The organism is Actinosynnema mirum DSM 43827, from assembly GCF_000023245.1.
Lineage (GTDB): Bacteria > Actinomycetota > Actinomycetes > Mycobacteriales > Pseudonocardiaceae > Actinosynnema > Actinosynnema mirum.
This window is the reverse complement of sequence record NC_013093.1, coordinates 2299753-2324218: the sequence shown is the minus strand read 5'-3', so window position 1 is coordinate 2324218 and position 24466 is coordinate 2299753. Positions and strand designations below refer to the sequence as shown.

Genomic DNA, 24466 nt, shown 5'->3' with positions numbered 1-24466 from the left:
ACGAGCGTAACAGGGGAGTGACCGTTGGCCCTCGACCCCTCGGCGCAGATCGCGTCCGACCAGGAAGGGCGCGTGGACCTCGTGGACCGCGCCGCCATCGCCGACAGCCCGTACTACAACCCGGAACTGGCCCCGGTGCCGCTGGAGGGGCGCACCTGGACCACCTACAACTTCTTCGCGCTGTGGATGGGCATGGCGCACAACATCCCCAGCTACACGCTCGCCGCGTCGCTGGTGGCGCTGGGCATGGACTGGGTGCAGGCGCTGCTCACCATCACGCTCGGGAACCTGATCGTGCTCGCGCCGATGCTGCTCAACAGCCACGCGGGCACCAAGTACGGCATCCCGTTCCCGGTGTTCGCCCGCGCGTTCTACGGGGTGCGCGGGGCGAACCTGGTGGCGCTGCTGCGGGCGTTCGTGGCGTGCGCGTGGTTCGGCATCCAGACCTGGGTGGGCGGCAAGGCGCTGCACGTGATCGTCGGGCGGCTGGCCGGTGAGGCGTGGACCGGCGCGCCGGTGGTGCTGGGCCAGGTGTGGACGCTGTGGCTGTGCTTCCTGGTGTTCTGGGCGGTGCAGATGCTGGTGATCTGGCGGGGCATGGAGGCGATCCGGCGGTTCGAGAACTGGACGGCGCCGCTGGTGTCGGTCGGGTTCCTGGTGCTGCTGGCGTACGTGGCGGTGAAGGCGGGCGGGTTCGGGCCGATCCTGTCCGAGCCGTCGAAGCTGGGCTGGGGCCCGGACTTCTGGAAGGTGTTCTTCCCCGCGCTGATGGGGATGATCGCGTTCTGGTCGACGCTGTCGCTGAACATGCCGGACTTCACCCGGTTCGGCGGCAGCCAGCGCAAGCAGGCGCTCGGGCAGGTGCTGGGGCTGCCGACGACGATGACGTTCATCGCGGTGGTGGCGATCCTGACCACCTCGGGCGCGCAAGCCCTGTACGGCGAGGCGATCTGGGACCCGGCGGAGCTGGCGAGCCGGTTCGACAGCACGGCGGTGGTGCTGGTCGCGCTGGTGTCGCTGGTGCTGGCGACGGTGTCGGCGAACCTGGCGGCGAACGTGGTCAGCCCGTCGTACGACTTCTCCAACGCGTTCCCGCGCCGGATCAGCTTCGCCGTGGGCGGGTTGATCACGGGTGTGCTCGGCGTGCTGATCCAGCCGTGGCGGCTGATCTCCGACCCGGGCATCTACATCTTCGCGTGGCTCGGGTTCTACGGCGGGTTGCTGGCGTCCGTGGCCGGGGTGCTCGTCGCCGGGTACTGGGTGCTGGCGCGGACCCGCCTGGAGCTGCCCGACCTGTACCTGTCCGGGCGCGGGGCCTACTGGTTCACCGGCGGCTGGAACTGGCGGGCGGTGGTGGCGACCGCGCTCGGGTCGCTGCTGGCCGTCGGCGGCGCCCACGGCGGGCCGTTCCCCGCGGACGGGCTGATCCCGCCGCTCAAACCGCTCTACGACTACAACTGGGTCGTCGGCCTGGTGGTCGGCATGGCCGGCTACCTGGTGCTGGCGCCACGGAAGGAGCAGGCGTGAACGACGTCGTCCGCGCGGCACTGGTCCAGCGGAAGTGGACCGGTTCCAAGGAGAGCATGGTGGCGAGCGCCGTGGAGGCGATCGCGTCGGCGGCCTCGCAGGGGGCGCAGGTGGTGTGCCTGCAGGAGCTGTTCTACGGGCCGTACTTCTGCCAGGTGCAGGACCCGGAGTTCTACTCGTACACCGAGGGCGTCCCGGACGGGGAGACCACCGAGCTGATGCGGGAGGTCGCGGCGCGGCACGGGGTGGTGCTGGTCGTGCCGGTGTACGAGCAGGAGCAGCCCGGCGTGTACTACAACACCGCCGCCGTGATCGACGCGGACGGCACGTACCTGGGCAAGCACCGCAAGAACCACATCCCGCAGGTGAAGGGGTTCTGGGAGAAGTTCTACTTCCGGCCCGGCAACCTGGGCTACCCGGTGTTCGACACGGCGGTGGGCCGGATCGGCGTGTACATCTGCTACGAGCGGCACTTCCCCGAGGGGTGGCGGGCGCTGGGGCTGGCGGGCGCGCGGATCGTGTTCAACCCGTCCGCGACCAGCCGGGGCCTGTCCCAGTACCTGTGGCGGCTGGAGCAGCCCGCGGCGGCGGTGGCGAACGAGTACTTCGTCGGCGCGATCAACCGGGTCGGGGTGGAACCGCTGGGGGACAACGACTTCTACGGGCAGTCGTACTTCGCGGACCCGCGCGGGCAGCTGATCGGCGAGGCGGCCTCCGACACCGAGGACGAGATCGTGGTGCGGGACCTGGACATGGGGCTGCTGGCCGAGGTGCGGGACCTGTGGGCGTTCTACCGGGACCGCAGGCCGGACACCTACGAGGGGCTGGTGACGCCGTGAGGACGTTGATCAGCGGCGGTCTGGTGGTCAACGCGGCCGGGTCGGCGCGCGCGGACGTGCTGGTGGAGGGCGAGAAGGTCGCGGCGCTGCTGGCTCCGGGGCTGGAACCGGCGCTGGACGTGGACGAGCGGGTCGACGCGACCGGGAAGTACGTGATCCCCGGCGGGATCGACGCGCACACCCACATGGAGATGCCGTTCGGCGGGACGCAGTCCAGCGACGACTTCACCAGCGGCACGATCGCGGCGGCGTGGGGCGGGACGACCACGATCATCGACTTCGCCGTGCAGGCCAAGGGGACCTCGCTGCTGGCCACCCTGGACAGGTGGCACGCCAAGGCGGACGGCAAGTGCGCGGTGGACTACGGGTTCCACATGATCGTGTCCGATGTGGACGACTCCTCGCTCAAGGAGATGGGCGCCTGCCTCGACGCGGGCGTGAACTCGTTCAAGATGTTCATGGCCTACCCCGGCGTCTTCTACGCCACCGACGGGGAGATCCTGCGCGCGATGCAGCGGGCGCGCGAGATCGGCGGCACGGTCATGATGCACGCCGAGAACGGCATCGCGATCGACGAGCTGGTCGCGCAGGCGCTCGCGGAGGGCCGCACCGACCCGGTGCAGCACGGGCTCACCCGGCCGCCGGAGCTGGAGGGCGAGGCGACCTCGCGGGCCATCGCGCTGGCCAGGGTCACCGGGGCGCCGCTGTACGTCGTGCACCTGTCGGCGGCGCAGGCGCTCGACGCGGTCACCGAGGCGCGGGACACCGGGCAGAACGTGTTCGCCGAGACCTGCCCGCAGTACCTCTACCTGTCGCTGGAGGACATGGCGCGCCCCGGTTTCGAGGGCGCGAAGTACGTGGCCTCCCCACCGCTGCGGCCGGTCGAGCACCAGGCGCGGTTGTGGCGGGGGCTGCGCACCAACGACCTGTCGGTGGTGTCGACCGACCACTGCCCGTTCTGCTTCGCCGACCAGAAGGTGCTGGGGCAGGGCGACTTCTCCAAGATCCCCAACGGGATGCCGGGCGTGGAGCACCGGATCGACCTGCTGCACCAGGGGGTCGTGCGCGGCGAGATCGGGCTGGAGCGGTGGGTGGAGATCTGCTCGACCACCCCGGCCCGGATGTTCGGGCTGCACCCGCGCAAGGGCGTCGTCGCGCCGGGGGCCGACGCGGACCTCGTCGTGTACGACCCCGCCGCGCGGCAGACCATCTCGGCGGCCACGCACCACATGAACGTGGACTACTCGGCGTTCGAGGGGTTCGAGCTGACCGGGCGGGTCGAGGTGGTGCTCTCGCGCGGGCGGGTCGTGGTGGACCGGAGCGGGTTCCGGGGGTCGGCCGGGCACGGGCGGTTCCTGGCCCGCGAGCTGAACCAGTACCTGGTGTGAGGGGATGAGCGTGGACTTCGGCGTGGTGCTCCAGACCGACCCGCCCGCGCGGGCCGTCGTGGAGTCGATGAGGGCGGCCGAGGGCTCGGGGTTCGGCTACGGCTGGACGTTCGACTCGGTCGTGCTGTGGCAGGAGCCGTTCGTGGTGTACTCGCAGGTCCTCGCGGCGACGCGGAACCTCGTCGTGGGGCCGATGGTGACCAACCCGACCACCCGCGACTGGTCGGTGACGGCCTCGCTGTTCGCGACGCTGAACGACATGTTCGGCAACCGGACGGTGTGCGGGATCGGGCGCGGGGACTCGGCGCTGCGGGTGCTCGGGCGCAAGCCCGCGACGCTCGCGGAGCTGGGGTCGGCGATGCGGGTGATCAAGGACCTGGCGGAGGGGCGCGAGGCCTCGCCGCACGGGGTCCCGGTCCGCATCCCGTGGGTGCGGGACGGGAAGCTGGAGGTGTGGATGGCGGCCTACGGGCCGAAGGCGCTCAAGCTGGTCGGCGAGCAGGCGGACGGGTTCATCCTGCAGACGGCCGACCCGGACATCGCGCGGTGGACCATCGGGGCGGTGCGCGAGGCCGCCGCCGGGGTCGGGCGGGACCCGGCGTCGGTGACGGTGTGCGTGGCGGCGCCCGCGTACGTCGGGACGGACCTGGCGCACCAGCGGGAGCAGCTGCGGTGGTTCGGCGGGATGGTCGGGAACCACGTGGCGGACCTGGTGGCGCGGTACGGGGACTCCGGGGCGGTGCCGCGGGCGCTGACCGACTACATCGCCGGGCGGGAGGGGTACGACTACGCGCACCACGGGCGGGCGGGGAACCGGTCGGCGGACTTCGTGCCTGACTCCATCGTGGACCGGTTCTGCCTGGTCGGACCGGCGTCGGCGCACGTGGAGCGGTTGCGGGAGCTGGCGGAGCTGGGGGTGGACCAGTTCGCGCTGTACCTGATGCACGACAAGAAGGACGAGACGATGGCGGCCTACGGGGCCGAGGTGATCCCGAACGTGTGACCGGCGGGGTTGGCGGCGGGGAATTGTCGGACCCCGCCGCTAGCTTTCCCGGCATGGGCGAGAACGGGACTTGGGAACTGCTGGAACGGGTCTGGGCCGGGGCCGCGCCGGAGGCGCTGGCGGCCCGTGAGGCGCTGCTGACCGGTGGTGGGGACCGGGTGGAGGCGGCGGCGGTGCTGGAGGCGCACCTGCCGGGGTTCCTGGCGCGGCTGCGGGAGGCGTGCGAGGGGGCGTCGAGCGCGGAGCTGGTGGCGCACGACGCGGTCGTGGAGCGGGCGCTGTGGGAGCTGGACCGGGAGGACGTGCACGCGGTCCTGGACGGGTCGGACGACGGGTTCCTGTACGCGCGGGGGTTCGTGGTGGCGCTGGGGCGGCGGTACTGGGAGGCGGTGCTGGACGATCCGGGGGTGGGCGTGGAGGACGCCGAGTGCGAGCGGATGTGCTACTTCTTCGCGCACCTGCACGACGAGAAGTTCGGCGGGTGGCCGCCCCGGACGGGGATCTCGCGGGAGACGGGGGCCAACGCGGCGGGGTGGGCCTAGGCGGCGGGGCGGGTTCGCGGCTCGGCGGGCGACCGGAGCGAGGCGACCGGAGCGAGGCGGGCGAGCAGGTGGGAGTGATCATTTGCGCTGATCACCGGCCGCTCGGATCACCCGCGCGACTCACCCGGCGGTGCTACCGTCGGAAGGGTGATCGACTTCGAGAAGGCGTCCGTGTTCAAGCTCGCGCCGTGCGCTCCGGAGGACATCGCCCCACAGGTGTCCCCGATCATGGTGCGCGGTGAGCAGATCATCTCGTGCTTCAAGACCGTGCGGGACTTCGTCGTGTTCACCGACAAGCGGGTCATCGCGGTGAACGTCCAGGGGATGACCGGGCGGAAGAAGGACTTCACCTCGCTGCCCTACAGCCGCATCCAGGCGTTCTCCATCGAGACCGCGGGGACGTTCGACCTGGACGCCGAGCTGGACCTGTGGTTCAGCGGGCTGGGGAAGGTGCGGCTGGAGTTCAAGGGGCACGCCGACGTGCGGTTGCTCGCGCAGGTCATCGGGACGTACGTGCTGGGGTGAGCGGGACCCGGCCCGTCCGGCTACCGGTCACGCCCGGTGGCCGGTCACGCCCGGTGGCCGGGCGGGCGACGACCGGTCTACTGGATCGCGCGCGTCGTCCCGTCCCACTCCCCCGCCACCACCCCCGGCAGCAGCTCGCCCAGCTGTCGGGGGTACACCAGCTCGCCGGTCCCGACCAGCTCGTCGACCGCCCACCACCGGTGCCGGGTGATCGTGTCGCGCTCGTACTCCTGGAAGCCGGACACGTCGACCGCGCGCTCGCCGTCGACCCGCGCGACGAAGAACCACTCCTCCGCCGCCGTGCGCGTCCCGCCGAAGTCCAGCACCTTCCGCCGCACCCACACCGGCCCGACCAGCGCCTCCGGGGCCAGCTCGAACCCGGTCTCCTCGCGCGTCTCGCGCACCGCCGCCGCCCGCAGGTCCTCGCCGCGCTCGACCGCGCCGCCGACGGTGAACCAGAACAGCTCCCCCGGCTCGCTCGGGTCGAAGCCCTCGAACAGCAGCAGCTGCCCCCGCTCGTCGAGCAGCAGCACCCGCGCCGCCACGCGCTTGCGCGGGGCGCCCGGCTCGGCCTCGGGCTCCGGCTCGACGATCTCGAAGTAGCCGGGCGTCGGCGCGGTGCCCGCCAGGTGCAGCCAGCGCACCGACCGCCGCCTGCGCAGCGCGAGCGTGTCCCGGACCGCGTCGTTGTGCACCCGCCTGGCCAGCACCACCCGCTGCTCGGCGTCGACCAGCTCGGCCGCCAGCGCGTTCGGCAGGGCCTCCCGGTCCAGCCCGGACAGCAGCGCGGCCAGCTCGTTCTCCACCGCCTCGCGGTCGCCCTTGGCGGCCACCTCGGCCCGGTCCGCGGCGCCCCTCAGCTCCTTCGACCCGCTGACCGCCGCCACCACCCGCACCACCACGGCCCGACGGCCCAGCGCGGCGTCCAGCGCCGCCCACGCGGCGTCGGTGCGCACGTGCAGCCGGTCGAGGCGGTTCGCGGTGGCCAGCGCCCACGGCCCGAGCACGGCGACGACCCCGAGCAGCGCGGCCAGCCCCGTCACCCACGAGGACAGGCTCACCGACCGGCCTCCGCGACCCGCCTCGGGTTGGCGGCCACCGCGCTCTCGTACACCCGCAGCACCTGCGCGGCCACCACGGACCAGTCGAACGTCTGCACCCGCGCCCGCCCGGCCGCCGCGTAGTCCGCGCGCCGGTCCGGGTCGGCGAGCAGGTCGCGCAGCGCCCCGCGCAGCGCCACCGCGTCGCCCACCGGGGTGAGCACGCCCGCCGCGCCGTCGTCCAGCACCCGGCGGAACGCGTCCAGGTCGCTCGCCGCGACCACCGCGCCCGCCGACATCGCCTCGGTCAGGATGATCCCGAAGCTCTCGCCGCCGGTGTTCGGCGCGCAGTACACGTCGACGCTGCGCAGCGCCCGCGCCTTCGTCTCGTCGTCGACCATGCCGAGGAAGTCGATCCGGCCGGCCAGCTCCGGCCCGGCCTGGGCGCGCAGCGCCGCCTCGTCGCCCCGGCCGACCACGAGCAGCCGCACGTCCGGCAGGTCCAGCCCGCGCACCGCCTCCAGCAGCACCGGCATCCCCTTGCGGGGCTCGCTGTAGCGGCCGACGAACCCGATCGTGCCGCCGGGGCGGGGGTAGCCGTCGAGCGGGGTCGCGTCGGCGAAGAAGTCCACGTCGACGCCGTTCGGGATCTCCACCGCGTCGCCGCCCAGGTGCTCGACCTGCACCCGCCTGGCCAGCGCGGACACCGCGATCCGGGCGGTGACCTTCTCCAGGAACGGCTGGAGCACCCCCTGGAACGCGGACAGCATCTTGGAGCGGGGCGTGGAGGTGTGGAAGGTCGCCACGATCGGCCCGTCCGCGACCATCAGCGCCAGCATGGCCAGCGACGGCGCGGTCGGCTCGTGCAGGTGCAGCACGTCGAAGTCGTGCTCGGCGATCCACCGCCGCACCCGCGCGTACGACACCGGCCCGAACGACAGCCGCGCCACCGACCCGTTGTAGGGGATGCCGACGGCCCGCCCGGCCGGGGTGACGAACTCCGGGAGGGGCGTGTCGTCGTCGGCGGGCGCGAGCACGTCGACGTCGTGGCCGAGCCCGCGCAGCGCCCTGGCCAGGTCGACCACGTGCGCCTGCACGCCGCCGGGCACGTCGAACGAGTACGGGCAGACGATGCCGACCCTCACGCGCTCTCCCCGCGCCGCTCCAGGACCCGGCGCAGCGCCCGCTGCCTGCTCTCCGGCAGGTCCTCGATCCACAGCTTCTGCAGCATGTGCCAGTCGGTGGGGTGGGCGGCGATGTCGGCGGCGAACACGTCGGCCAGCGCCTGCGTCGCGGACGGCACCCCGGACGGGCCGGAGACGCGCACCGGCGGGTGGACGCGGACCACCCAGCCGTCCTCGGTGAACCACGAGCCGGTGGGCAGCAGCGCGGCCCCGGTGGTGGCGGCCAGGCTGGCGGGTCCGGCGGGCATCATGGTCCTGCGGCCGAAGAACGTGACCGGGACGCCACCGGCGGTGAGGTCGCGGTCGGCCAGCAGCACGACCACCTTGTTCTCGCGCAGCCGCTCGGCCAGCACCACGGCCGGGTTGCGCTCGCCGCCGGTCAGCGGCAGCACCTCGAAGCCCAGGCTCTCCCGGAACTCGACGAACCGCCGGTACACCGACTCGGGCTTGAGCCGCTCGACGACCGTGGTCAGCGACCCGGCGTGCCCGACCAGCCACACGCCGCCCATGTCGTAGTTGCCGCTGTGCGGCACGGCCAGGACGGCGCCCCGGCCCTCGGCGAGCGCGGCGTCCAGGTTCTCGGCGCCGGTGACGTTGCGGGCCACGTTCCGGTAGGTGGCGTCCAAGTCGGCCGACGGGAGCCGGAACGACTCCCGCCAGTACCGGGCGTAGGAGCGCATGGCCAGCCTGACCAGCTCGTCCAGCTCGGCCTCGCCCGCGCGCGGCACCACCCGGCGCAGGTTGGCGCGCAGCTGCGCCACGCCCTCACCGCCCCGGCCGGTGACCCAGTCGGAGGCCCGGTCGAACAGGATCTTGGCCAGGCCCTCCGGCATCAGCCTGACCAGTCGCCAGCCAGCGGCGTAGCCGAGGTCGGCCAGCTTGTCCTTCACCGGGTCCCCTCTTCGGACGTCCCCGGCGCGGGCCGCGCCGGGTCCAGCTCACGGGCCGAGCGGGCGGCGGACAGCAGCCGCTGCACGACGGTGGCCACCACCAGCGCGACCAGCGCGTACATGGCGACGGGCAGGACGTACGGCACGCCGAGCCCGTGCAGGCCGACGCCGGTCAGGGCGATGATGCACCGCTCGGCGCGCTCGGCGAGCCCGCCGTCGGCGCTGAGCCCGCTGGCCTCGGCGCGGGCCTTCACGTAGGAGATGACCTGCGCGCCGACCAGGCAGACGAGCGCGGCGACCGCGATGGGCCGCTCACCGGCGGTGAAGGCCCACCAGGCGATGGCGGCGAACAGCGCGCCGTCCGTGACCCGGTCGCAGGTGGCGTCGAGCACCGCCCCGAAGGGCGTGCCGCCGCCCTGGGCTCGGGCCATCGAGCCGTCGATCAGGTCGAACAGCACGAACAGGGCCATGACGACCGCCCCCGCGAACAGGTGCCCTGCGGGGATGAGCCAGAGTGCCGACGCGGTGGAGCCGACGGCGCCCACGACGGTGACGGCGTTCGGGGTGAGGCCGCGCTTGAGCAGCCACGCCCCCACGGGGTCGGAGAGGCGGGACACGGAAGCACGGGCGAAGAAGTTCAGCATGGGCTGGCGGCTGCACCTACCGGCGGGGAGGACGTGGTCGTCAGCAGCCTAACGAGCCTGCTCACCCGAGCTTGCGGTGGTCCCTGGAGATCCCCTCCAGCAGGTCCTCCAGCAGCTCCCCGCGCAGCGCCACGCGCTCCAGCCTGCCGAACAGGTGGAGGTACTCGCGGACGTCGTGCGGGTCGGTGATGGTGGCGTTGCCGGTGAGCACGCTGAGCGTCACGTAGCGCTCGTCGTAGACCTGGAACCCGTGCAGCACGACCGCGCTGACCTCGGCGGACCACGGCACGACGGCGAGCTGCACGTTCGGCCTGCGGCTGAGCCGCCGCAGGTGCTCGATCTGCTCGCACATCAGGTCGGCCGAGCCCATGCGCCAGCGCAGGGCGCTCTCGCTGAGCAGGAAGACGAACCTGCGGTTCAGGTCCTCCATGCGGCCTCGTCGGGCGCGGAGGGCTCCGATGGCGGTGTCCTGCTCGTGGGTGGGTGTCGCGGACAGGACGACGCGCAGGTAGTCCTCCGTCTGCAGCAGGGTCGGCACCCCGGAGATCTGGAAGAACCTGCTGGTGGTGGCTCGGGCCTCGATCCGGGCGACGGTCTGCTGGTGGCGGTGGGCGCCCCGGTGCAGCACCACTCGGCGGGTCTCCGCCTCGGCGTGCAGCTGGCGGGCCAGCTCGACCAGCTCGACCTTGGTCTCCCTGGTCGCCGACAGCTCGGCGACCAGTCTCTCCACGTCGGTCACGGAGGGGAGGAGCATCCCGTTCTCGATCTTCGAGAGCTTCGACTGGCTCATCCCGGTCGCGCGCGCGGTGGCCGTTCCGGTCATCTTGGCCTCCGTGCGCAGCCTGCGTAACTCGCGCGAGAGCCGTTCTCGGGCCAGCCGCGAACGCTCAGGTGCGGTCATGAAACGCACGGTATCGATGCGCGGGACTTGTGACGATCGGCCATGGCGGTGCATTGCGACCCGCCCGAGAATCACCCATTAGTGATCTACGAGGTAGGCATGTGCGCGCACAGTAATCACGATGCCCGGTCCGGCGGGCGGCACGGGTGAAGTGCGCGGGTTCCGGCGTTGACCTGGGGCAGGACGGAGGACACTGGCGCGCGGCCCGTGGCCTGGGGAGCTGGTAGGGGTGGACCTGGTGGCACGCTCGGGTGAGCCGCGCACGGGTGAGCGGGTCGGTGTGCGGATGTGCGTGCGCGTCGCACTCGGCGGCCACGCACGGTGATCAACGACGGCGCTGCGGCGGGCGGGTGACCGCGGTCTCACACGGGGGCAAAACGGGCATGTCACGTGCGGGCGCGGGCGGGTTCACCGACAGCGGAAGTGATCGGCGTCTCACCGGCTGGGAGCGCGGGGTGGGCCCGTCCGGTGACCGAGAGGTGTGATGACCCGGCCACCTGGTGAGCGGGAACGCGCACCGGATCGGGTGAACCGCGCGGGAGAGCGACGCTCGGGGCGCGGGTGAGCGTTTCGGACGCGCGTGGAAGGCGGCGCGGGGTGGCGTGCGGGCCCACGTGACGGCGCGGGGATGGCTCAAGGGCCCGCGGGGCGGCGCGGGGGTGGTGCGAGGCCCACGGGGCGGGGTGGGACCGGGAGCGGTCCCACCCCACCGCGCGGCTCAGCCCTCGGCGGCCCAGGCGTCGGCCAGCAGCCGCCGGGTGTCCCCCAGCAGCTCCGGCAGCACCTTGGTCTGCCCGATCACCGGCATGAAGTTCGCGTCCCCGCCCCACCGGGGCACCACGTGCTGGTGCAGGTGCGCGGCGATGCCCGCGCCCGCCACGGCGCCCTGGTTCATGCCGATGTTGAACCCGTGCGGCTTGGACGCCCGGCGCACCACCCGCATCGCCTTCTGGGTGAACTCCGCCAGCTCCACCGTCTCCTCCGGGGTGAGGTCGGTGTAGTCCGGGACGTGCCGGTACGGCAGCAGCATGAGGTGGCCGGGGTTGTACGGGAACAGGTTGAGCAGCGCGAACACCAGCTCGCCCCGCGCCACCACCAGGCCCTCCTCGTCGGCCAGGCCCGGCACCCGGCAGAACGGGCAGCCCTCGGGCGCGTCGCCCACGGCCTTGCCCTCCCCGCGCACGTACGACAGGCGGTGCGGGGTCCACAGGCGCTGCAAGGCGTCGTGGACCCCGACCCCGTCCTGCTCCTCGCGCTCGGGCGTCACTTGACGAGTTCCGCCGTGGGGGAGGCGTTCTCGCGGCGGGAGATCCAGCCGACGACCGTGGCGACGGCCTGCTCGACCGGGACGCCGTTGATCTGGGTGCCGTCGCGGAACCGGAACGACACCGCGCCGGACTCGACGTCCTTGCCGCCCGCGAGCAGCATGAACGGCACCTTCTGCGTGGTGTGGTTGCGGATCTTCTTCTGCATCCGGTCGTCGGAGGCGTCGATCTCGACCCGCACGCCGTGCTTCTTGAGCTCCTTGGCCACCGCGAACAGGTGGTCGGCGTGCTCGTCGGCGATCGGGATGCCCACGACCTGCACCGGGGCCAGCCACGCCGGGAACGCGCCCGCGTAGTGCTCGGTCAGCACGCCGAAGAACCGCTCGATCGAGCCGAACAGGGCGCGGTGGATCATCACCGGGCGCTGGCGGGAGCCGTCCGGGCCGGTGTACTCCAGCTCGAAGCGCTCGGGCAGGTTGAAGTCCAGCTGGATGGTGGACATCTGCCAGGTGCGGCCGAGCGCGTCCTTGGCCTGCACGGAGATCTTCGGGCCGTAGAACGCCGCGCCGCCGGGGTCGGGCACGAGTTCGAGGCCGGAGTCCTCGGCGGCGACGCGCAGCGTCTCGGTGGCCGTCTCCCACAGCTCGTCGCTGCCGACGTACTTCTCGTCGTTGCGGGTCGACAGCTCCAGGTAGAAGTCGTCGAGGCCGTAGTCGCGCAGCAGGCCGAGCACGAACGCCAGGAGCGACTTCAGCTCCTCCTGCACCTGGTCCAGGGTGCAGAAGATGTGCGCGTCGTCCTGCGTCATGCCGCGCACGCGGGTCAGGCCGTGGATCACGCCGGACTTCTCGTAGCGGTAGACCGAGCCGAACTCGAACATGCGCAGCGGCAGCTCGCGGTAGGAGCGCCCGCGCGACCGGAAGATCAGGTCGTGGAACGGGCAGTTCATCGGCTTGAGGTAGTAGTCCTGGCCGGGGCGGCGGATCGTGCCGTCCTCGTTGAGCTCGGCGTCCAGGTGCATCGCCGGGTACATGCCGTCGCGGTACCAGTCGAGGTGCCCGGAGGTCTCGAACAGGTTGCCCTTGGTGATGTGCGGCGAGTAGACGAACTCGTAGCCCTCGGCCTCGTGCCGGGCCCGCGAGTAGTCCTCCATGGCCTTGCGGATGATGCCGCCGCGCGGGTGGAAGACCGCGAGGCCGGAGCCGATCTCGTCGGGGAAGCTGAACAGGTCCAGCTCGACGCCGAGCTTGCGGTGGTCGCGGCGCTCGGCCTCGGCGATCAGCTCGACGTGCTTGTCCAGCGCCTCCTGCGACTCCCAGGCGGTGCCGTAGATGCGCTGGAGCTGCGGGTTCTTCTCGTTGCCGCGCCAGTAGGCGGCGGCGACCCTGGTGAGCTTGAACGCCGGGATGTGCTTGGTGGTGGGCAGGTGCGGGCCGCGGCACAGGTCGCCCCACACGCGTTCGCCGGAGCGCGGGTCGAGGTTGTCGTAGATGGTCAGCTCGCCGCCGCCCACCTCCATGACCTCGGCGGTGTCCACGCCGCCCTTGACGTCGACCAGCTCCAGCTTGAACGGCTCGGAGGCCAGCTCGGCCTTCGCGGCGTCGGTCGACTCGACCACGCGGCGGGTGAAGCGCTGCGCGCCCTTGACGATCGCCTTCATGCGCTTCTCCAGCGCGGCGAGGTCTTCCGGGGTGAACGGCCTGTCGACCTGGAAGTCGTAGTAGAAGCCGTCCTTGACCGGCGGGCCGATACCCAGCTTGGCCTCGGGGAACTGCTGCTGCACGGCCTGGGCGAGCACGTGCGCGGTGGAGTGCCGGATGACCGAGCGGCCGTCCTCGGTGTCGGCGGCGACCGCCTCGACCTCCACGTCGACCTGCGGGGTCCAGGACAGGTCGCGCAGGTGGCCCTCGGCGTCGCGGACGACCACGATCGCGTCAGGGCCCTTGCCGGGCAGCCCTGCCTCGCGCACGGCGGTCCCAGCGGTGGTCCCCGCCGTCACCACCACGCGAGGCGGGGCGAGTGCGGATGCGGGACTTGGCTGGGACACGGTGACTCCTAGGTAGTGGGTGCGGGCTGCCGCCCGGCTCGTCGGTTCTACCTGGAGATGTTATCGGTGGTGACCCACCTGTTTACCGCCAGGATGCGCGGCGGGGTGGGCCGGGTAGCCCGGTCGGGGCACGTGGGCGACGTGGGCGCGTCCCCCGACCGCAGGGCTCACGCGTCGTCCGCGTGCCCCGACCGGGTGGGGTTCACCAAGCGAACGGGAGTCTGGCCACCCTGGGGAAATCATGGTGCGCTACCGCGGGGGTGGAAGAATCAAACTGCGGTTGAGCCGCAGCGCGGAGCCGCGGTGCAGCAGCTCCTCCACGGCGGCCTTGACCGGGTCCGGGCCCTCCAGCAGGGCGTGGAACTGGGCGCGGCGGCCCGGTTCGGCGCGCTCGCGATCCCTCAGCAGGGCGAGGACGCTCAGGCCGATCGTGGCGGCGGTGGTGGCCACGCCCGCGCCGAGCAGGAACGCGGCCAGGCCCGCGACCTCGTCGGCGCCCGGCCCGCCGCCCGCCAGAGCGCTGACCAGGTCGTCGCCGGGGGGTGGCGCGCTTGGCCCCGGCGAGCTCGGCGAGGCGCCCCTGGACGCGGGCGTAGGCGGCGAACCGGGCGTCGGGCGGCTCGTCGGGCGAGGCCATCAGGTCGACCTGCCCCGGGAACGGGGCCCGGTCGGCGTGGTGCTCGGCGGCGGCGCGCTCGACGGCTCCGGTGAGCGCCTGGGTGCGGCGGACGGTGAACCAGCCGGTGAGGAGCCTGCGGTGGCGGGTGCGCTCGGGCGGGTCGATGCCGGTGAGGTCGCCGAGCGGGGCGGGCGGCATGGTCCCGTCGAGGCCGGGGACCCGGTAGTGGGCCAGTTCCGGGCGGGACCTGAACCGGTGGTCGGCCAGGACGGCGCGGACCTGGGCGTGGCCGGTGGCGGACCAGCCGAGGTGGCCGTCGGGGTGGCGCGTCCGGACCAGCGGTAAGCCGTGGAGCACGAAGTCGTTGTCCTGCAAGGTTTTCCTCCCCCTTCAGCGTTCGCGGTCGTAGAGGCGCCTGGACCAGAGGTAGCCGCCGACGCCGATGAGCGCGCACCAGCCGAGCGCGGGCCACAGGTGCTCGGGGGCGGTTCCCGCGAGCAGGGCGCGCAGGGTCTCGATGATCGGCGAGAACGGCTGGTTCTCGGCGAACCAGCGCAGCCCGGCGGGCATCGACTCGGCGGGGACGAAGCCGCTCCCCAGGAACGGCAGGAACATCAGCGGCATGGGCAGGGTGCTGGCCGTCTCCACGCTCTCGCTGAGCTGGCCGAGCGCGATCGTGAGCCAGACCAGGGCGAGCGAGAGCAGGACGTGGAGGCCGAGCGCCGCCAGCAGTCCCAGCGGGCCCGCGCCGGGGCGGAAGCCGAGCAGCAGGGCCACCGCGAACAGGACCAGGCCGCCGAGCGCGGACTGGATGACGCTGCCGACGACGTGGCCGGTGAGCACCGAGGTGCGGGCGATGTCCATGGTGCGGAAGCGGGTGATGACGCCCTCGGTGAGGTCCATGGCGACCGAGATCGCGGTGCCTTGGACGATCGTGGTGACCGTCATGACCAGGATCGCCGGGAGCACGTACACCAGGTACGCGTCGCGACCACCGGCGAAGCCACCCACCCCGGTGCCCAGGCCCGCGCCGAGGACGCCGCCGAAGGCGTGCACGAACAGCAGCAGGAGCAGGACCGGGGTGCCGATCAGCTGCAGGGTCATGGACGGGTAGCGCAGCACCCGCTTGAGGTTGCGGCGCACCATGACCAGGGAGTCGCCCAGCGGCCTGGCGCCGCTCGTGGTGGCGCTCATCGGGTGCTCGCCTTCCCGTGCCCCGTCAGCGCGAGGAACACGTCGTCCAGGTCGGGGGTGCGCACGGACAGCTCGGTGACGTCCACGGCGTGCTCGTCGAGCCGGTCGAGCAGGGCGCGCAGCGACTGCGGCGTGCCGTCGCCCGCGACGCGCAGCACCGGTTCCGCTTGCGCCGCTTGGGGTTCCTCGAGCAGGGCGGCGGGGCCGAGCGCGCGGGTGGCTGCGGCCAGCGCGGCGCGGTCGGGCAGGCGCAGGCGGACGTGCGCGCCGGGGACGCGGCGCTTGAGCTGCTCGGGCGTGCCCTCGGCGGCGAGGGAGCCGTCGTGCAGCAGGGCGACGCGGTGCGCGAGCTGGTCGGCCTCCTCCAGGTGCTGGGTGGTGAGCAGGACGGTCGTGCCCTCGGCGACCAGCTCGCGCACGATCCGCCACACCTCGCGCCTGCCGCTCGGGTCGAGGCCCGTCGTCGGCTCGTCCAGGAAGATCACCTCGGGGGCGCCGACCAGGGTCATGGCCAGGTCGAGCCTGCGGCGCTGGCCGCCGGAGAGGGTGGACGCGGGCTTGCGGGCCGACGCGGTGAGGTCCAGGCGCTCCAGCAGCTCCGAGGCGCGGCGGCGGCCCTCGGGGCGGGTGAGGTGCCGCAGGTCGGCCATGAGGCGCAGGTTCTCCTCGGCGGTGAGGAGGTTGTCCACGGCGGAGAACTGGCCGGTGACGCCGATCGCGGCGCGCACCCCGGCCGGGTCGTCGGCGAGGTCGCGGCCCGCGACGGTGGCGCGGCCGGAGTCGGGGCGCAGGAGCGTGGAGAGGATCTTGACGGTGGTGGTCTTGCCCGCGCCGTTCTGGCCGAGCAGCGCGTGGACGGTCCCCCGCTCGACGGTGAGGTCGAGCCCGTCGAGCACGGTGTGGTCGCCGAACCGCTTGCGCAGTCCGGTGGTTCTGATGGCCGGGTCGTTCACGGTGTCCCCCTTGGGTTTTCTGCGGTGTCAGGCGCGGCGGACGGTGATGTCGCCGTAGGCGGTGCGGGCGCGCAGCCCGGCGGTGCGGTCGGCGGCGTCGGGCGCGGGCACGTCGTCCAGGAGCGACTCGACGCGGCCGTGGCCGGTGCGCGCGTCGAGCCACAGCGAGGTGCCCGCGACGACGCCGACCTCGATGTCGCCCATGCCGCTCTCCAGCACCGAGGAGCCCTGGGTGAGGACGGCCTTGACGTGGCCGTTGGCGGACTTGGCGTCGACGACGCCCCCGGCGCGGCCGATCTCGATGTCGCCGTTGGCGGAGCGGACGCGGATGTCGCCGGTGACCTCGTCGACGCGGGTGGGGCCGTTGGAGTTCTTGACCTGCGCGGACCCCCGGATCTCGCCGACGACCAGGCGGCCGGAGCTGGTGTGCAGGTCGGCGTCGCCGTCGACGGCGGTGACGGCGGCGTGGCCGATGGCGGTGTGCAGGCGCAGCGGGCCGGTGCGGTCGAGGGTGATGTCGCCGACACCGGTCTTGAAGGAGCACTCGCCGAGCAGGCCGGTGGCGCGCAGGTTGCCCGCCTGGACGGTGGCGGTGACGGCGGAGCCGGCGGGGAGGTCGATGGCGAGGTCGACGGAGCGGGACTTGCGGGTGAGGTCGACGTAGATCCAGGCGCGGGGGCCGGTGACGCGCAGCTCGCCGTCGACGAGCTCGGCGGTGACCTGGGCGGCGATCTTGACGTCGGAGTCGTCGGCGGGGTTGGTGGGGCGGACGTGGACGGCGGTGGTGGCGCGGTCGGAGGCGGTGACGCGGACGGAGGCGACGGCGAGCTCCACCACGGCGGTGATCGGGGCGGGCGTGTCGAACTCGGGCATGGCTGGGTCCCCCTGGGGTTTTCTTTCTTGGGCTTTCGGGTTTTTTCAGGTTTTTTCGGGTGCGTCGAACTCCTCCCCGCACGGGCGGGGAGGTTTTTTGGTGTGGTCGTCGCGGTTCGGGTCGGTGCTAGCGGACCCACCCGCTGAACCGGCTGCCGCCGCGCCTGGCGCGGGGTTCGGCGGCGCGCGCGTGCTGGTCGGCGGGCCGGAGGGCGTCGGCGGCGGCGCGGACGAGCCAGGCGTTGACCGAGCGCCCCTCCGCGGCGGCGGCCTCCTCGACGGCGGCCTTGAGCTGCTCGGGGAGCCGGACGTTGATGCGCGCGGTGGGACCGTCCTCGCTGAAGGCGGGCGCGGCGTCGGGGACGGGCGCGTCGACGGCGGTGTCGGCGGGCGGCGCCGTGACGACGAAGTCGGGGTCCCGCCCGCGCAGGCGGACCTCGACCGAGCCGGGCGCGAGCTCGCGGGTGATCTCGGCGGCGGCGGCGGAAAGCGCTTCCAGCATGGCCATCCGGATCGCCGACTCCAGCGGCCCGGTGAGCCGCTCGGCGAGCGCACGCGCCTCTTCACCGCCCGCGTCGGCGAGGGCGGCGAACTCGCGGCCGAGGTGGGCCACGTAGGTGGTCAGGTCCATGTGAGCCAGAGTGGCACAACGGTGGTGCCATGGCAAGTGGGTATGGCTCAGTTCGGTGCCACAGTGGCACCAATGGCTCAGGCTGGCTCACGCACCAGGGCGGACCAGTCCTCCACCGGCTCCCACCGCCAGGGGGCGGGCAGCTCCGGGCGGGCGCGGGTGCGCACCAGGTCGGCCAGCGCGGACCACACCACGGGCAGCGGCGCCAGCAGGCTGCGGTGCACGCGGCACGGGTAGCCCATGTGATCGGACGCGTACGGCATCCACCCCGCCCGCAGGGGCTCGCCGCCACGTTCACGCGGCACGAAGGCCTCGGTGGCGCCGACCCAGCGCAGCGCGCCGACGTCCCCCGCCGTGCCCACGTCGAGCCAGGTGGCCGGTGCGGCGCCCACGTCGGGCACGTCGATCTGCTCGACCACGACCTGCCACAGGCACGGCAGCGCCTGCCCGTGCCGGGAGTTCCAGGCCCGCAGCTGGTCGACCAGTCCGACGAGGTCCTCCGAGCCGTGGTCGTCCAGGACGACGAACCGGTGGTGATCCGGGTTGAGCAGCACGCTCACGCCTTTCCCTCGTAGTGGTGCTGGTAGGGCTGGGGCCCGCCACGGGTGCTGGAGACGGTCAGACGGTAGCCGCGCGGCAGCAGCACCGGGAGCGCCTGGTGGCAGCCCAGGCCGTACCGCTCTCCGCAGGGCGGGCGGTTGAGGACGAGTTCCGCGTGGTGGATGCCGCAGGCCGTCATCCAGGCCGCGATCTGCAGTTCGACGTGGTGCCCCAGGTTCACCGCCCACCCGAATCCCGGAAGGACGCGCAGCCGTGCCCGCGCCTGCTCCGTCCAGTGGCCACCACCGGGGTGGAAGACGTGGCTGATCTGGGACTCCGGGCGCAGCGCGCGCACGTGTCCTTCGACGGGCACGGTGCCACCCACCGGCGGGTGGGGCTGCACGATCAACGGCAACGCCCACTCCGTGCCGGGTGGGTACGCGTCGCCCGTGCGCGCCACCAGCGGCTTCGGCCGGGTGGTGGGAGGGGCCGCGGGGCGGGGTGGCGGGGTCAGCAGGGAGGCCCGGTACGACTCGACCGACTCACGGCCCCCGGCCAGCGCCGCCCGGACCGCCGCCAAGTCCTCCGCGAACGACGCGTGGGCCGCTCGCAGCAGTTCCAGCTCCTCGCCCGCCGTTCCCTCGGCGGCGCGCTCCACCAGTGCGCGCATCTCCCCCGCGCGCTCGTCCGCCACCTCCAGCGCGGCGGCGGTCTCGGCCGCCAGTGCCAGGACTCGGGCCAGCGCGGCGGCCACTTCGGGCAGGGACACGGGGGACATCGTCGGGCGGGCGCGGTGGGCCGGGGGGTGGTTTCAGAGGCGGTCACTCGATCGTGCACACGTGCCCGGCTCAGGACAGGAAGCCTCGCAGCAGGGCCGCCGTTCCCTCCAGGTGTTCCGCCATCGCGCGCCTCGCCGCCTCCGGGTCGCCGTCCAGGACCGCGTCGACCACCCGGGTGTGCTGGTCGTTCGAGTGCGCCAGGTTCGGCGGCAGCAGGGGGATGCGGTCCAGCAGGGCGTTCACCCGCATCCTCACGTCCGCGATCGCCGCCGTCAGCGACGGGGAGCCCGCCGCCTCCGCGATCGCCAAATGCAGCCTGGAGTCCTTGCGGCGGTAGTCCGGCAGGCCCGCCTCCGCGCAGTCCGCCTGGCGGGCGCGCAGGTCGCGGCGGCGTTCCGGGGACAGCGCGGTTCCGGCCGCCAGCTCCGCGGCGCCCGCCTCCAGCGCGGCGCGCAGCAGCAGGGCGTCCGTCAGCTCCCACGGGACGCCCGCCGCCCCGGAGGTGGGGTTCGGGAGGTCGCCGGTGATGAAGGTGCCGCCGTAGCGACCCCTGCGGGATTCGACGTAGCCGTTGTCCTGCAACGACTTCAGCGCCTCCCGAAGGGTCGCCCGGCTCACCCCGAGCCGTGCCGCCAGGTCGCGCTCGGCGGGCAGGCGGTCGCCGGGGGACACGACGCCCAGGCGCACCGCCTGCACCAGGCGCTCCACGGTCTCCTCGAACGCGTTGCCCGCCCGCACCGGGCGGAACAGCGCGTCGGTCAGCTCGATCACGGGGACGTCCCGCTCACAGCGGGGTCACGTAGGCGCCGGAGATGCCGCCGTCCACCAGGAAGTTCGACGCCGTCATGAACGACGAGTCGTCGCTCGCCAGGAACGCCACCGCCGCCGCGATCTCCTCCGGCTCGGCGAACCTGCCCAGCGGCACGTGGACCAGCCGCCGCGCGGCGCGCTCCGGGTCCTTCGCGAACAGCTCCCGCAGCAGCGGGGTGTTGACCGGTCCAGGGGACAGCGCGTTCACCCGCACGCCCTGCCGCGCGAACTGCACGCCCAGCTCCCGCGTCATCGCCAGCACCCCGCCCTTCGAGGCGGTGTAGGAGATCTGCGAGGTCGCCGCGCCCATGGTCGCCACGAACGACGCCGTGTTGATCACCGACCCCCTGCCGCGCTCGACCATGTGCCCGATGGCGTGCTTGCTGCACAGGTACACCGACGTCAGGTTGACCTCCTGCACCCGCCGCCACGCCTCGATGCCCGTGGTCAGGATCGAGTCGTCGTCCGGCGGGGAGATGCCCGCGTTGTTGAACGCCACGTCCACCGCGCCATAGGTGTCCACGGTGGTCTGGAACAGGGCCCGCACCTGCTCCTCGTCGGTCACGTCCACCCGCACGAACAGCCCGCCGACCTCCTCGGCCGCCGCCTTGCCCGATTCCCCGTCCACGTCGGCCACGACGACCTTCGCGCCCTCGGACGCCAACCTGCGCGCCGAGGCCAGCCCGATGCCGCTGCCGCCACCGGTGATCACCGCGACCCGGCCCTGGAGTCGTTCGACCATGCCCTGCTCCCTCTACTCCCAGCGCCGGAACCCCTGGGGAGATCCGGCGAGCACACCGTCAGTGGGCGATGAAGACGTTCTTGACCTCGGTGAACGCGTCCAGCGCGTCCGGCCCCAGCTCCCGGCCGAGACCGGACTGCTTGAACCCGCCGAACGGCGTCCAGTAGCGCACCGACGAGTGCGAGTTCACCGACAGGTTCCCGGCCTCGACCGCGCGCGAGACCCGCAGCGCCCGGCCGACGTCGCGGGTCCAGATCGACCCGGACAGCCCGAGGTCGCCCGCGTTCGCCAGGCGCACCGCGTCCTCCTCGTCGCGGAACGGCAGCACGACCACCACCGGGCCGAAGACCTCCTCCACCACGACCCGGTCGGTGGGCGCCACGGGCGAGAGCACCGTCGGCGGGAACCAGAAGCCCGGCCCGTCGGGCGCGCTCCCCCGGAACGCCACGGGCGCGCCGTCCGGCACGTAGGAGGCGACCCGCTCCCGGTGCGCGGCGGAGATCAGCGGCCCCATCTCGGTCTTCTCGTCGAGCGGGTCGCCCACCACCACGCCGCGCACGGCCGGTTCGAGCAGCTCCATGAACCGGTCGAACACGTTCTCCTGCACCAGGATGCGCGACCGGGCGCAGCAGTCCTGCCCGGCGTTGTCGAACACCCCGTACGGCGCGGTCGCGGCGGCCTGCTCGATGTCGGCGTCCGCGAACACCACGTTGGCGCTCTTGCCGCCCAGCTCCAGCGTCACCCGCTTCACCTGCTCGGCGCACCCGGCCATGATCTTCCGGCCGACCGCGGGCGACCCGGTGAACACCACCTTCCGCACGTCCGGGTGCGTCACGAACCGCCACCCGGCGACGTCCCCGCGCCCCGGCACGACCTGGAGGACGTCCTCCGGGATGCCCGCCTCGCGGGCGAGCTCGGCCAGGCGCAGCGCGGTCAGCGGGGTCAGCTCGGCGGGCTTGAGCACCACGGTGTTCCCGGCCGCCAGCGCGGGCGCGAAGCCCCAGGCCGCCACCGGCATCGGGAAGTTCCACGGCACGATGACGCCCACCACGCCCAGCGGCTCCTGGAAGGTCACGTTCAACCCGCCGGGCACCGGGATCTGCCTGCCGAACAGCCGCTCCGGCGCGGCGGCGTAGTAGTGCAGCACGTCGCGGACGTTGCCCGCCTCCCAGCGCGCGTTGCCGATGGTGTGCCCGGAGTTGCGCACCTCCAGCAGCGCCAGCTCCTCGCGCGCCCCGTCGACCGCGTCGGCGAAGCGGCGCAGCAGCCGGGACCGGTCGGCGGGCGACACGGCCCGCCACGCGGGCAGCGCGGCCGACGCGCGGGCGATCGCCGCGTCGACCAGCTCCACCGAGGCCGCCTCGACCTCGCCCACCCGCTCCCCCGTCGCCGGGTTGATCAGCTCCAACGCGGTCACGTCCCGCTCCCCTTCGCCGCCACGACAAGCGCTCCGAACAACCGCAGGTCCTCGGTCGCGACCTCCGGGTGGTACTGGACGCCGACCGCGAACGCGGCGGTCGGCAGCTCCACGGCCTCCACGACCCCGTCCGCCGCGCGCGCCACCACGACCAGCCCGTCGCCGAGCACGTCGACCGCCTGGTGGTGGTGGCACCGCACGGTCGTCGACTCGCCGAGCGCGGTGCCGAGCACGCTGCCCGGCACGACGGCGAGGTCCACGTCCGCGAACACCCCCGGCGCCGGGTTGTGCCCGTCCACGTGCTGGACCAGCGTGCCGCCGAGGACGGTGTTGAGCACCTGCATCCCCCGGCACACCCCGAGCAGCGGCAGGTCCAGCTCCAGCGCGGCGCGGGCCAGCGCGGACTCGGCCGCGTCCCGGTCGGGCCTGGCCGGTCCGGTGCGCTCCTCGCGCTCGCGCCCGTAGGTCCCCGGGTCCAGGTCCGCGCCGCCCGCGAGCACCAGGCCGTCCAGGAAGCCGATCGACCCGGCGTCCCAGTCGCCGACCGGGGGCAGCAGCACGGGGTTGCCGCCCGCGCGCCACACCTGGTCCAGGTACTCGCGGTGCAGCACGGCGGCCGGGACGTCCCAGACGCCGAACGCCGCGCGCTCCAGGTAGGTGGAGATGCCGATGAGCGGCCTAGAGCCTCTCGAAACCACGCACGCGCTCCCAGTCGGTGATCGTCGAGTTGTACGCGGCCAGCTCCACGCGGGCGGCGTTGAGGTAGTGGTCGACCACCTCGTCGCCGAACGCGGCGCGGGCCGGGGCGCTGCCGTCGAGCAGCGCGGCCGACTCGTGCAGGGTGGTGGGCACGGTCGGCAGGTCGGCGGTGTAGGCGTTGCCGGTGAACTCCTCGCCCAGCTCCAGCTCGTTCTCCAGCCCGTGCAGACCTGCGGCGATCAGGGCGGCGAGCGCCAGGTACGGGTTGACGTCGCCGCCGGGCACCCGGTTCTCGAACCGCAGGCCCGCGCCGTGGCCGACCACGCGCAGCGCGCACGTGCGGTTGTCCCGACCCCAGGCGACCGCGGTCGGCGCGAAGCTTCCCTGCGCGTAGCGCTTGTAGGAGTTCACGTTCGGGGCCAGGAAGTAGGTGAACTCGCGCAGGCAGGCCAGCTGCCCGGCGAGGAAGCGCCGCATCAGGGCGGACATGCCGTGCTCGGCGTCGTCAGCCGAATCCGAGGCAGCGGCGAACGCGGGCGAGCCGTCCTCGGTCCACAGCGACAGGTGCACGTGGCAGGAGTTGCCCTCGCGCTCGTTGTACTTGGCCATGAAGGTGAGCGACTTGCCGTGCTGCGCCGCGATCTCCTTGGCGCCGGTCTTGTAGACGCTGTGGTTGTCGCAGGTCAGCAGCGCCTCGTCGTACCGGAAGGTGATCTCGTGCTGGCCGGGGTTGCACTCGCCCTTGGCGCCCTCGACGCGCAGCCCCGCGCCCGCCATGTGGTTGCGGATGTCGCGCAGCAGAGGCTCGACCCGCCCGGTGCCGAGGAGGGAGTAGTCGACGTTGTACTGGTTGGCGGGGGTGAGGTCGCGGTAGCCGCTGGACCAGGCCTGCTCGTAGGTGTCGTTGAAGACGATGAACTCCAGCTCGGTGCCCGCGAACGCGCGCAGCCCGCGCTCGGCGAGCCGGTCGAGCTGGCGGCGCAGCACCTGGCGCGGGGAGACCGGAACCGGGTCGCCGCCGGTGGTCTCGACGTCGCACAGCACGAGCGCGGTGGCCGGGTGCCAGGGGACGCGGCGCAGCGTCGCGAGGTCGGGGCGCATGACGAGGTCGCCGTAGCCGCTGTCCCAGGAGGACGAGGCGTAGCCGGGCACGGTGTTCATCTCGACGTCCACCGCCAGCAGGTAGTCGCAGCCCTCGGCGGAGTGCTCCAGCACTTCGTCCACGAAGTAGCGGGCGGTGCAGCGCTTGCCCTGCAGGCGGCCCTGCATGTCCACTACCGCCACGAGGACGGTGTCGACCTCGCCGGTGGCGACCAGCTCGCGCAACTCCTCGACGGTGAGCATCCGCATCCCTCCAAAGGTATGTCAGCGAGCCATTGGCGGCCCATCTTGACACCATCGAGTGAGCCACGCC

26 protein-coding genes are annotated in these 24466 nt (G+C 73.0%); 7 read left to right on the top strand and 19 right to left on the bottom strand.

The features are described from left to right. The first annotated feature begins 24 nt into the window (after positions 1-24). The 6 genes from AMIR_RS10535 to AMIR_RS10510 all read left to right on the top strand — a co-directional run bounded on the left by AMIR_RS10535 (position 25) and on the right by AMIR_RS10510 (position 5824). Positions 25-1527, top strand: coding sequence for an NCS1 family nucleobase:cation symporter-1 (locus AMIR_RS10535; RefSeq protein ID WP_015800935.1), 1503 nt, complete (start codon positions 25-27; stop codon positions 1525-1527). Beyond that, complete coding sequence (locus tag AMIR_RS10530) at positions 1524-2366, top strand: nitrilase-related carbon-nitrogen hydrolase (protein WP_015800934.1); 843 nt, start codon at positions 1524-1526, stop codon at positions 2364-2366. Before AMIR_RS10535 ends, AMIR_RS10530 begins: the two co-directional genes overlap by 4 nt. Continuing rightward, positions 2363-3754 (top strand): dihydropyrimidinase, encoded by a 1392-nt coding sequence (gene hydA / locus AMIR_RS10525; protein ID WP_015800933.1) that lies wholly within the window; start codon positions 2363-2365, stop codon positions 3752-3754. Before AMIR_RS10530 ends, hydA begins: the two co-directional genes overlap by 4 nt. 10 nt (positions 3755-3764) lie before the next feature. Continuing rightward, the gene (locus tag AMIR_RS10520; RefSeq protein ID WP_015800932.1) at positions 3765-4757 is read left to right on the top strand and encodes a TIGR03842 family LLM class F420-dependent oxidoreductase; all 993 of its coding nucleotides are present in this window, start codon (positions 3765-3767) and stop codon (positions 4755-4757) included. 53 nt (positions 4758-4810) lie between these two features. Then, the gene (locus AMIR_RS10515; RefSeq protein ID WP_143760690.1) at positions 4811-5299 is read left to right on the top strand and encodes a DUF4240 domain-containing protein; all 489 of its coding nucleotides are present in this window, start codon (positions 4811-4813) and stop codon (positions 5297-5299) included. Positions 5300-5446: 147 nt separating this feature from the next. Next, positions 5447-5824 carry a PH domain-containing protein gene (locus tag AMIR_RS10510; protein WP_015800930.1) on the top strand — a complete coding sequence of 126 codons (378 nt, stop codon included), beginning with the start codon at positions 5447-5449 and terminating at the stop codon, positions 5822-5824. 77 nt (positions 5825-5901) lie between these two features. On the opposite strand, the gene AMIR_RS10505 is transcribed toward AMIR_RS10510, so the two are convergent. The 8 genes from AMIR_RS10505 to AMIR_RS10470 form a co-directional block, all read right to left on the bottom strand. Then, complete coding sequence (locus tag AMIR_RS10505) at positions 5902-6885, bottom strand: NUDIX hydrolase (RefSeq protein ID WP_015800929.1); 984 nt, start codon at positions 6883-6885, stop codon at positions 5902-5904. Then, complete coding sequence (locus AMIR_RS10500; protein ID WP_015800928.1) at positions 6882-8009, bottom strand: glycosyltransferase family 4 protein; 1128 nt, start codon at positions 8007-8009, stop codon at positions 6882-6884. Before AMIR_RS10500 ends, AMIR_RS10505 begins: the two co-directional genes overlap by 4 nt. Beyond that, complete coding sequence (locus AMIR_RS10495) at positions 8006-8938, bottom strand: phosphatidylinositol mannoside acyltransferase (protein WP_015800927.1); 933 nt, start codon at positions 8936-8938, stop codon at positions 8006-8008. Before AMIR_RS10495 ends, AMIR_RS10500 begins: the two co-directional genes overlap by 4 nt. After that, positions 8935-9582: a phosphatidylinositol phosphate synthase gene (gene pgsA / locus AMIR_RS10490; RefSeq protein ID WP_015800926.1), complete on the bottom strand. Its 648-nt coding sequence runs from the start codon at positions 9580-9582 to the stop codon at positions 8935-8937. The genes AMIR_RS10495 and pgsA overlap by 4 nt, the downstream gene beginning before the upstream one ends. A 61-nt stretch (positions 9583-9643) precedes the next feature. Next, the gene (locus AMIR_RS10485; protein WP_041836685.1) at positions 9644-10483 is read right to left on the bottom strand and encodes a helix-turn-helix domain-containing protein; all 840 of its coding nucleotides are present in this window, start codon (positions 10481-10483) and stop codon (positions 9644-9646) included. 718 nt (positions 10484-11201) lie between these two features. After that, on the bottom strand, positions 11202-11750 hold the full coding sequence (locus AMIR_RS10480; protein ID WP_015800924.1) for an HIT family protein: 549 nt from the start codon (positions 11748-11750) through the stop codon (positions 11202-11204). Further along, a complete protein-coding gene (thrS, locus tag AMIR_RS10475) occupies positions 11747-13795 on the bottom strand; it encodes a threonine--tRNA ligase (RefSeq protein ID WP_015800923.1) in 2049 nt (682 codons plus the stop codon). The genes AMIR_RS10480 and thrS overlap by 4 nt, the downstream gene beginning before the upstream one ends. 249 nt (positions 13796-14044) lie before the next feature. Then, positions 14045-14245 carry a hypothetical protein gene (locus AMIR_RS10470; RefSeq protein WP_041836684.1) on the bottom strand — a complete coding sequence of 67 codons (201 nt, stop codon included), beginning with the start codon at positions 14243-14245 and terminating at the stop codon, positions 14045-14047. On the opposite strand from AMIR_RS10470, the gene AMIR_RS38940 reads away from it, so the two are divergent. After that, positions 14235-14759, top strand: coding sequence for a hypothetical protein (locus tag AMIR_RS38940; protein WP_143760689.1), 525 nt, complete (start codon positions 14235-14237; stop codon positions 14757-14759). The genes AMIR_RS10470 and AMIR_RS38940 overlap by 11 nt on opposite strands. A gap of 45 nt (positions 14760-14804) precedes the next feature. Here the strand turns inward: AMIR_RS38940 and AMIR_RS10460 are convergent, their stop codons facing one another. From AMIR_RS10460 to AMIR_RS10415, 11 genes are all read right to left on the bottom strand, one after another. Then, positions 14805-15608, bottom strand: a complete 804-nt coding sequence (locus AMIR_RS10460; protein WP_015800921.1) for an ABC transporter permease — start codon at positions 15606-15608, stop codon at positions 14805-14807. Continuing rightward, the gene (locus AMIR_RS10455) at positions 15605-16561 is read right to left on the bottom strand and encodes a daunorubicin resistance protein DrrA family ABC transporter ATP-binding protein (protein ID WP_015800920.1); all 957 of its coding nucleotides are present in this window, start codon (positions 16559-16561) and stop codon (positions 15605-15607) included. The genes AMIR_RS10460 and AMIR_RS10455 overlap by 4 nt, the downstream gene beginning before the upstream one ends. Before the next feature lie 27 nt (positions 16562-16588). Next, positions 16589-17434 (bottom strand): DUF4097 family beta strand repeat-containing protein, encoded by an 846-nt coding sequence (locus AMIR_RS10450; RefSeq protein WP_015800919.1) that lies wholly within the window; start codon positions 17432-17434, stop codon positions 16589-16591. A gap of 127 nt (positions 17435-17561) precedes the next feature. Next, positions 17562-18065, bottom strand: coding sequence for a YlcI/YnfO family protein (locus AMIR_RS10445; RefSeq protein WP_015800918.1), 504 nt, complete (start codon positions 18063-18065; stop codon positions 17562-17564). A gap of 77 nt (positions 18066-18142) precedes the next feature. After that, positions 18143-18625 (bottom strand): hypothetical protein, encoded by a 483-nt coding sequence (locus AMIR_RS35460; protein ID WP_015800917.1) that lies wholly within the window; start codon positions 18623-18625, stop codon positions 18143-18145. Then, positions 18622-19374 carry a DddA-like double-stranded DNA deaminase toxin gene (locus AMIR_RS35455; RefSeq protein WP_049796782.1) on the bottom strand — a complete coding sequence of 251 codons (753 nt, stop codon included), beginning with the start codon at positions 19372-19374 and terminating at the stop codon, positions 18622-18624. The genes AMIR_RS35460 and AMIR_RS35455 overlap by 4 nt, the downstream gene beginning before the upstream one ends. 79 nt (positions 19375-19453) lie before the next feature. After that, on the bottom strand, positions 19454-20155 hold the full coding sequence (locus tag AMIR_RS10435; RefSeq protein WP_015800915.1) for a FadR/GntR family transcriptional regulator: 702 nt from the start codon (positions 20153-20155) through the stop codon (positions 19454-19456). Positions 20156-20168: 13 nt separating this feature from the next. After that, the gene (locus AMIR_RS10430; RefSeq protein WP_015800914.1) at positions 20169-20936 is read right to left on the bottom strand and encodes a 3-oxoacyl-ACP reductase; all 768 of its coding nucleotides are present in this window, start codon (positions 20934-20936) and stop codon (positions 20169-20171) included. A gap of 58 nt (positions 20937-20994) precedes the next feature. Beyond that, on the bottom strand, positions 20995-22353 hold the full coding sequence (locus AMIR_RS10425) for an aldehyde dehydrogenase family protein (protein WP_015800913.1): 1359 nt from the start codon (positions 22351-22353) through the stop codon (positions 20995-20997). Beyond that, positions 22350-23051, bottom strand: coding sequence for a gamma-glutamyl-gamma-aminobutyrate hydrolase family protein (locus tag AMIR_RS10420; protein ID WP_015800912.1), 702 nt, complete (start codon positions 23049-23051; stop codon positions 22350-22352). The genes AMIR_RS10425 and AMIR_RS10420 overlap by 4 nt, the downstream gene beginning before the upstream one ends. Beyond that, positions 23032-24396: a glutamine synthetase family protein gene (locus AMIR_RS10415; RefSeq protein ID WP_015800911.1), complete on the bottom strand. Its 1365-nt coding sequence runs from the start codon at positions 24394-24396 to the stop codon at positions 23032-23034. The genes AMIR_RS10420 and AMIR_RS10415 overlap by 20 nt, the downstream gene beginning before the upstream one ends. Between the last annotated feature and the right edge of the window lie 70 nt (positions 24397-24466).

Excerpts from the sequence above, each read along its gene's own strand:
- pgsA (WP_015800926.1), bottom strand. The coding sequence starts at position 9,582 with ATGCTGAACTTCTTCGCCCGTGCTTCCGTGTCCCGCCTCTCCGACCCC.
- AMIR_RS10460 (WP_015800921.1), bottom strand. The coding sequence starts at position 15,608 with ATGAGCGCCACCACGAGCGGCGCCAGGCCGCTGGGCGACTCCCTGGTC.
- AMIR_RS10415 (WP_015800911.1), bottom strand. The coding sequence starts at position 24,396 with ATGCTCACCGTCGAGGAGTTGCGCGAGCTGGTCGCCACCGGCGAGGTC.
- AMIR_RS10515 (WP_143760690.1), top strand. The coding sequence starts at position 4,811 with ATGGGCGAGAACGGGACTTGGGAACTGCTGGAACGGGTCTGGGCCGGG.
- AMIR_RS10485 (WP_041836685.1), bottom strand. The coding sequence starts at position 10,483 with ATGACCGCACCTGAGCGTTCGCGGCTGGCCCGAGAACGGCTCTCGCGC.
- AMIR_RS10445 (WP_015800918.1), bottom strand. The coding sequence starts at position 18,065 with ATGGACCTGACCACCTACGTGGCCCACCTCGGCCGCGAGTTCGCCGCC.
- AMIR_RS10430 (WP_015800914.1), bottom strand. The coding sequence starts at position 20,936 with ATGGTCGAACGACTCCAGGGCCGGGTCGCGGTGATCACCGGTGGCGGC.
- AMIR_RS10450 (WP_015800919.1), bottom strand. The coding sequence starts at position 17,434 with ATGCCCGAGTTCGACACGCCCGCCCCGATCACCGCCGTGGTGGAGCTC.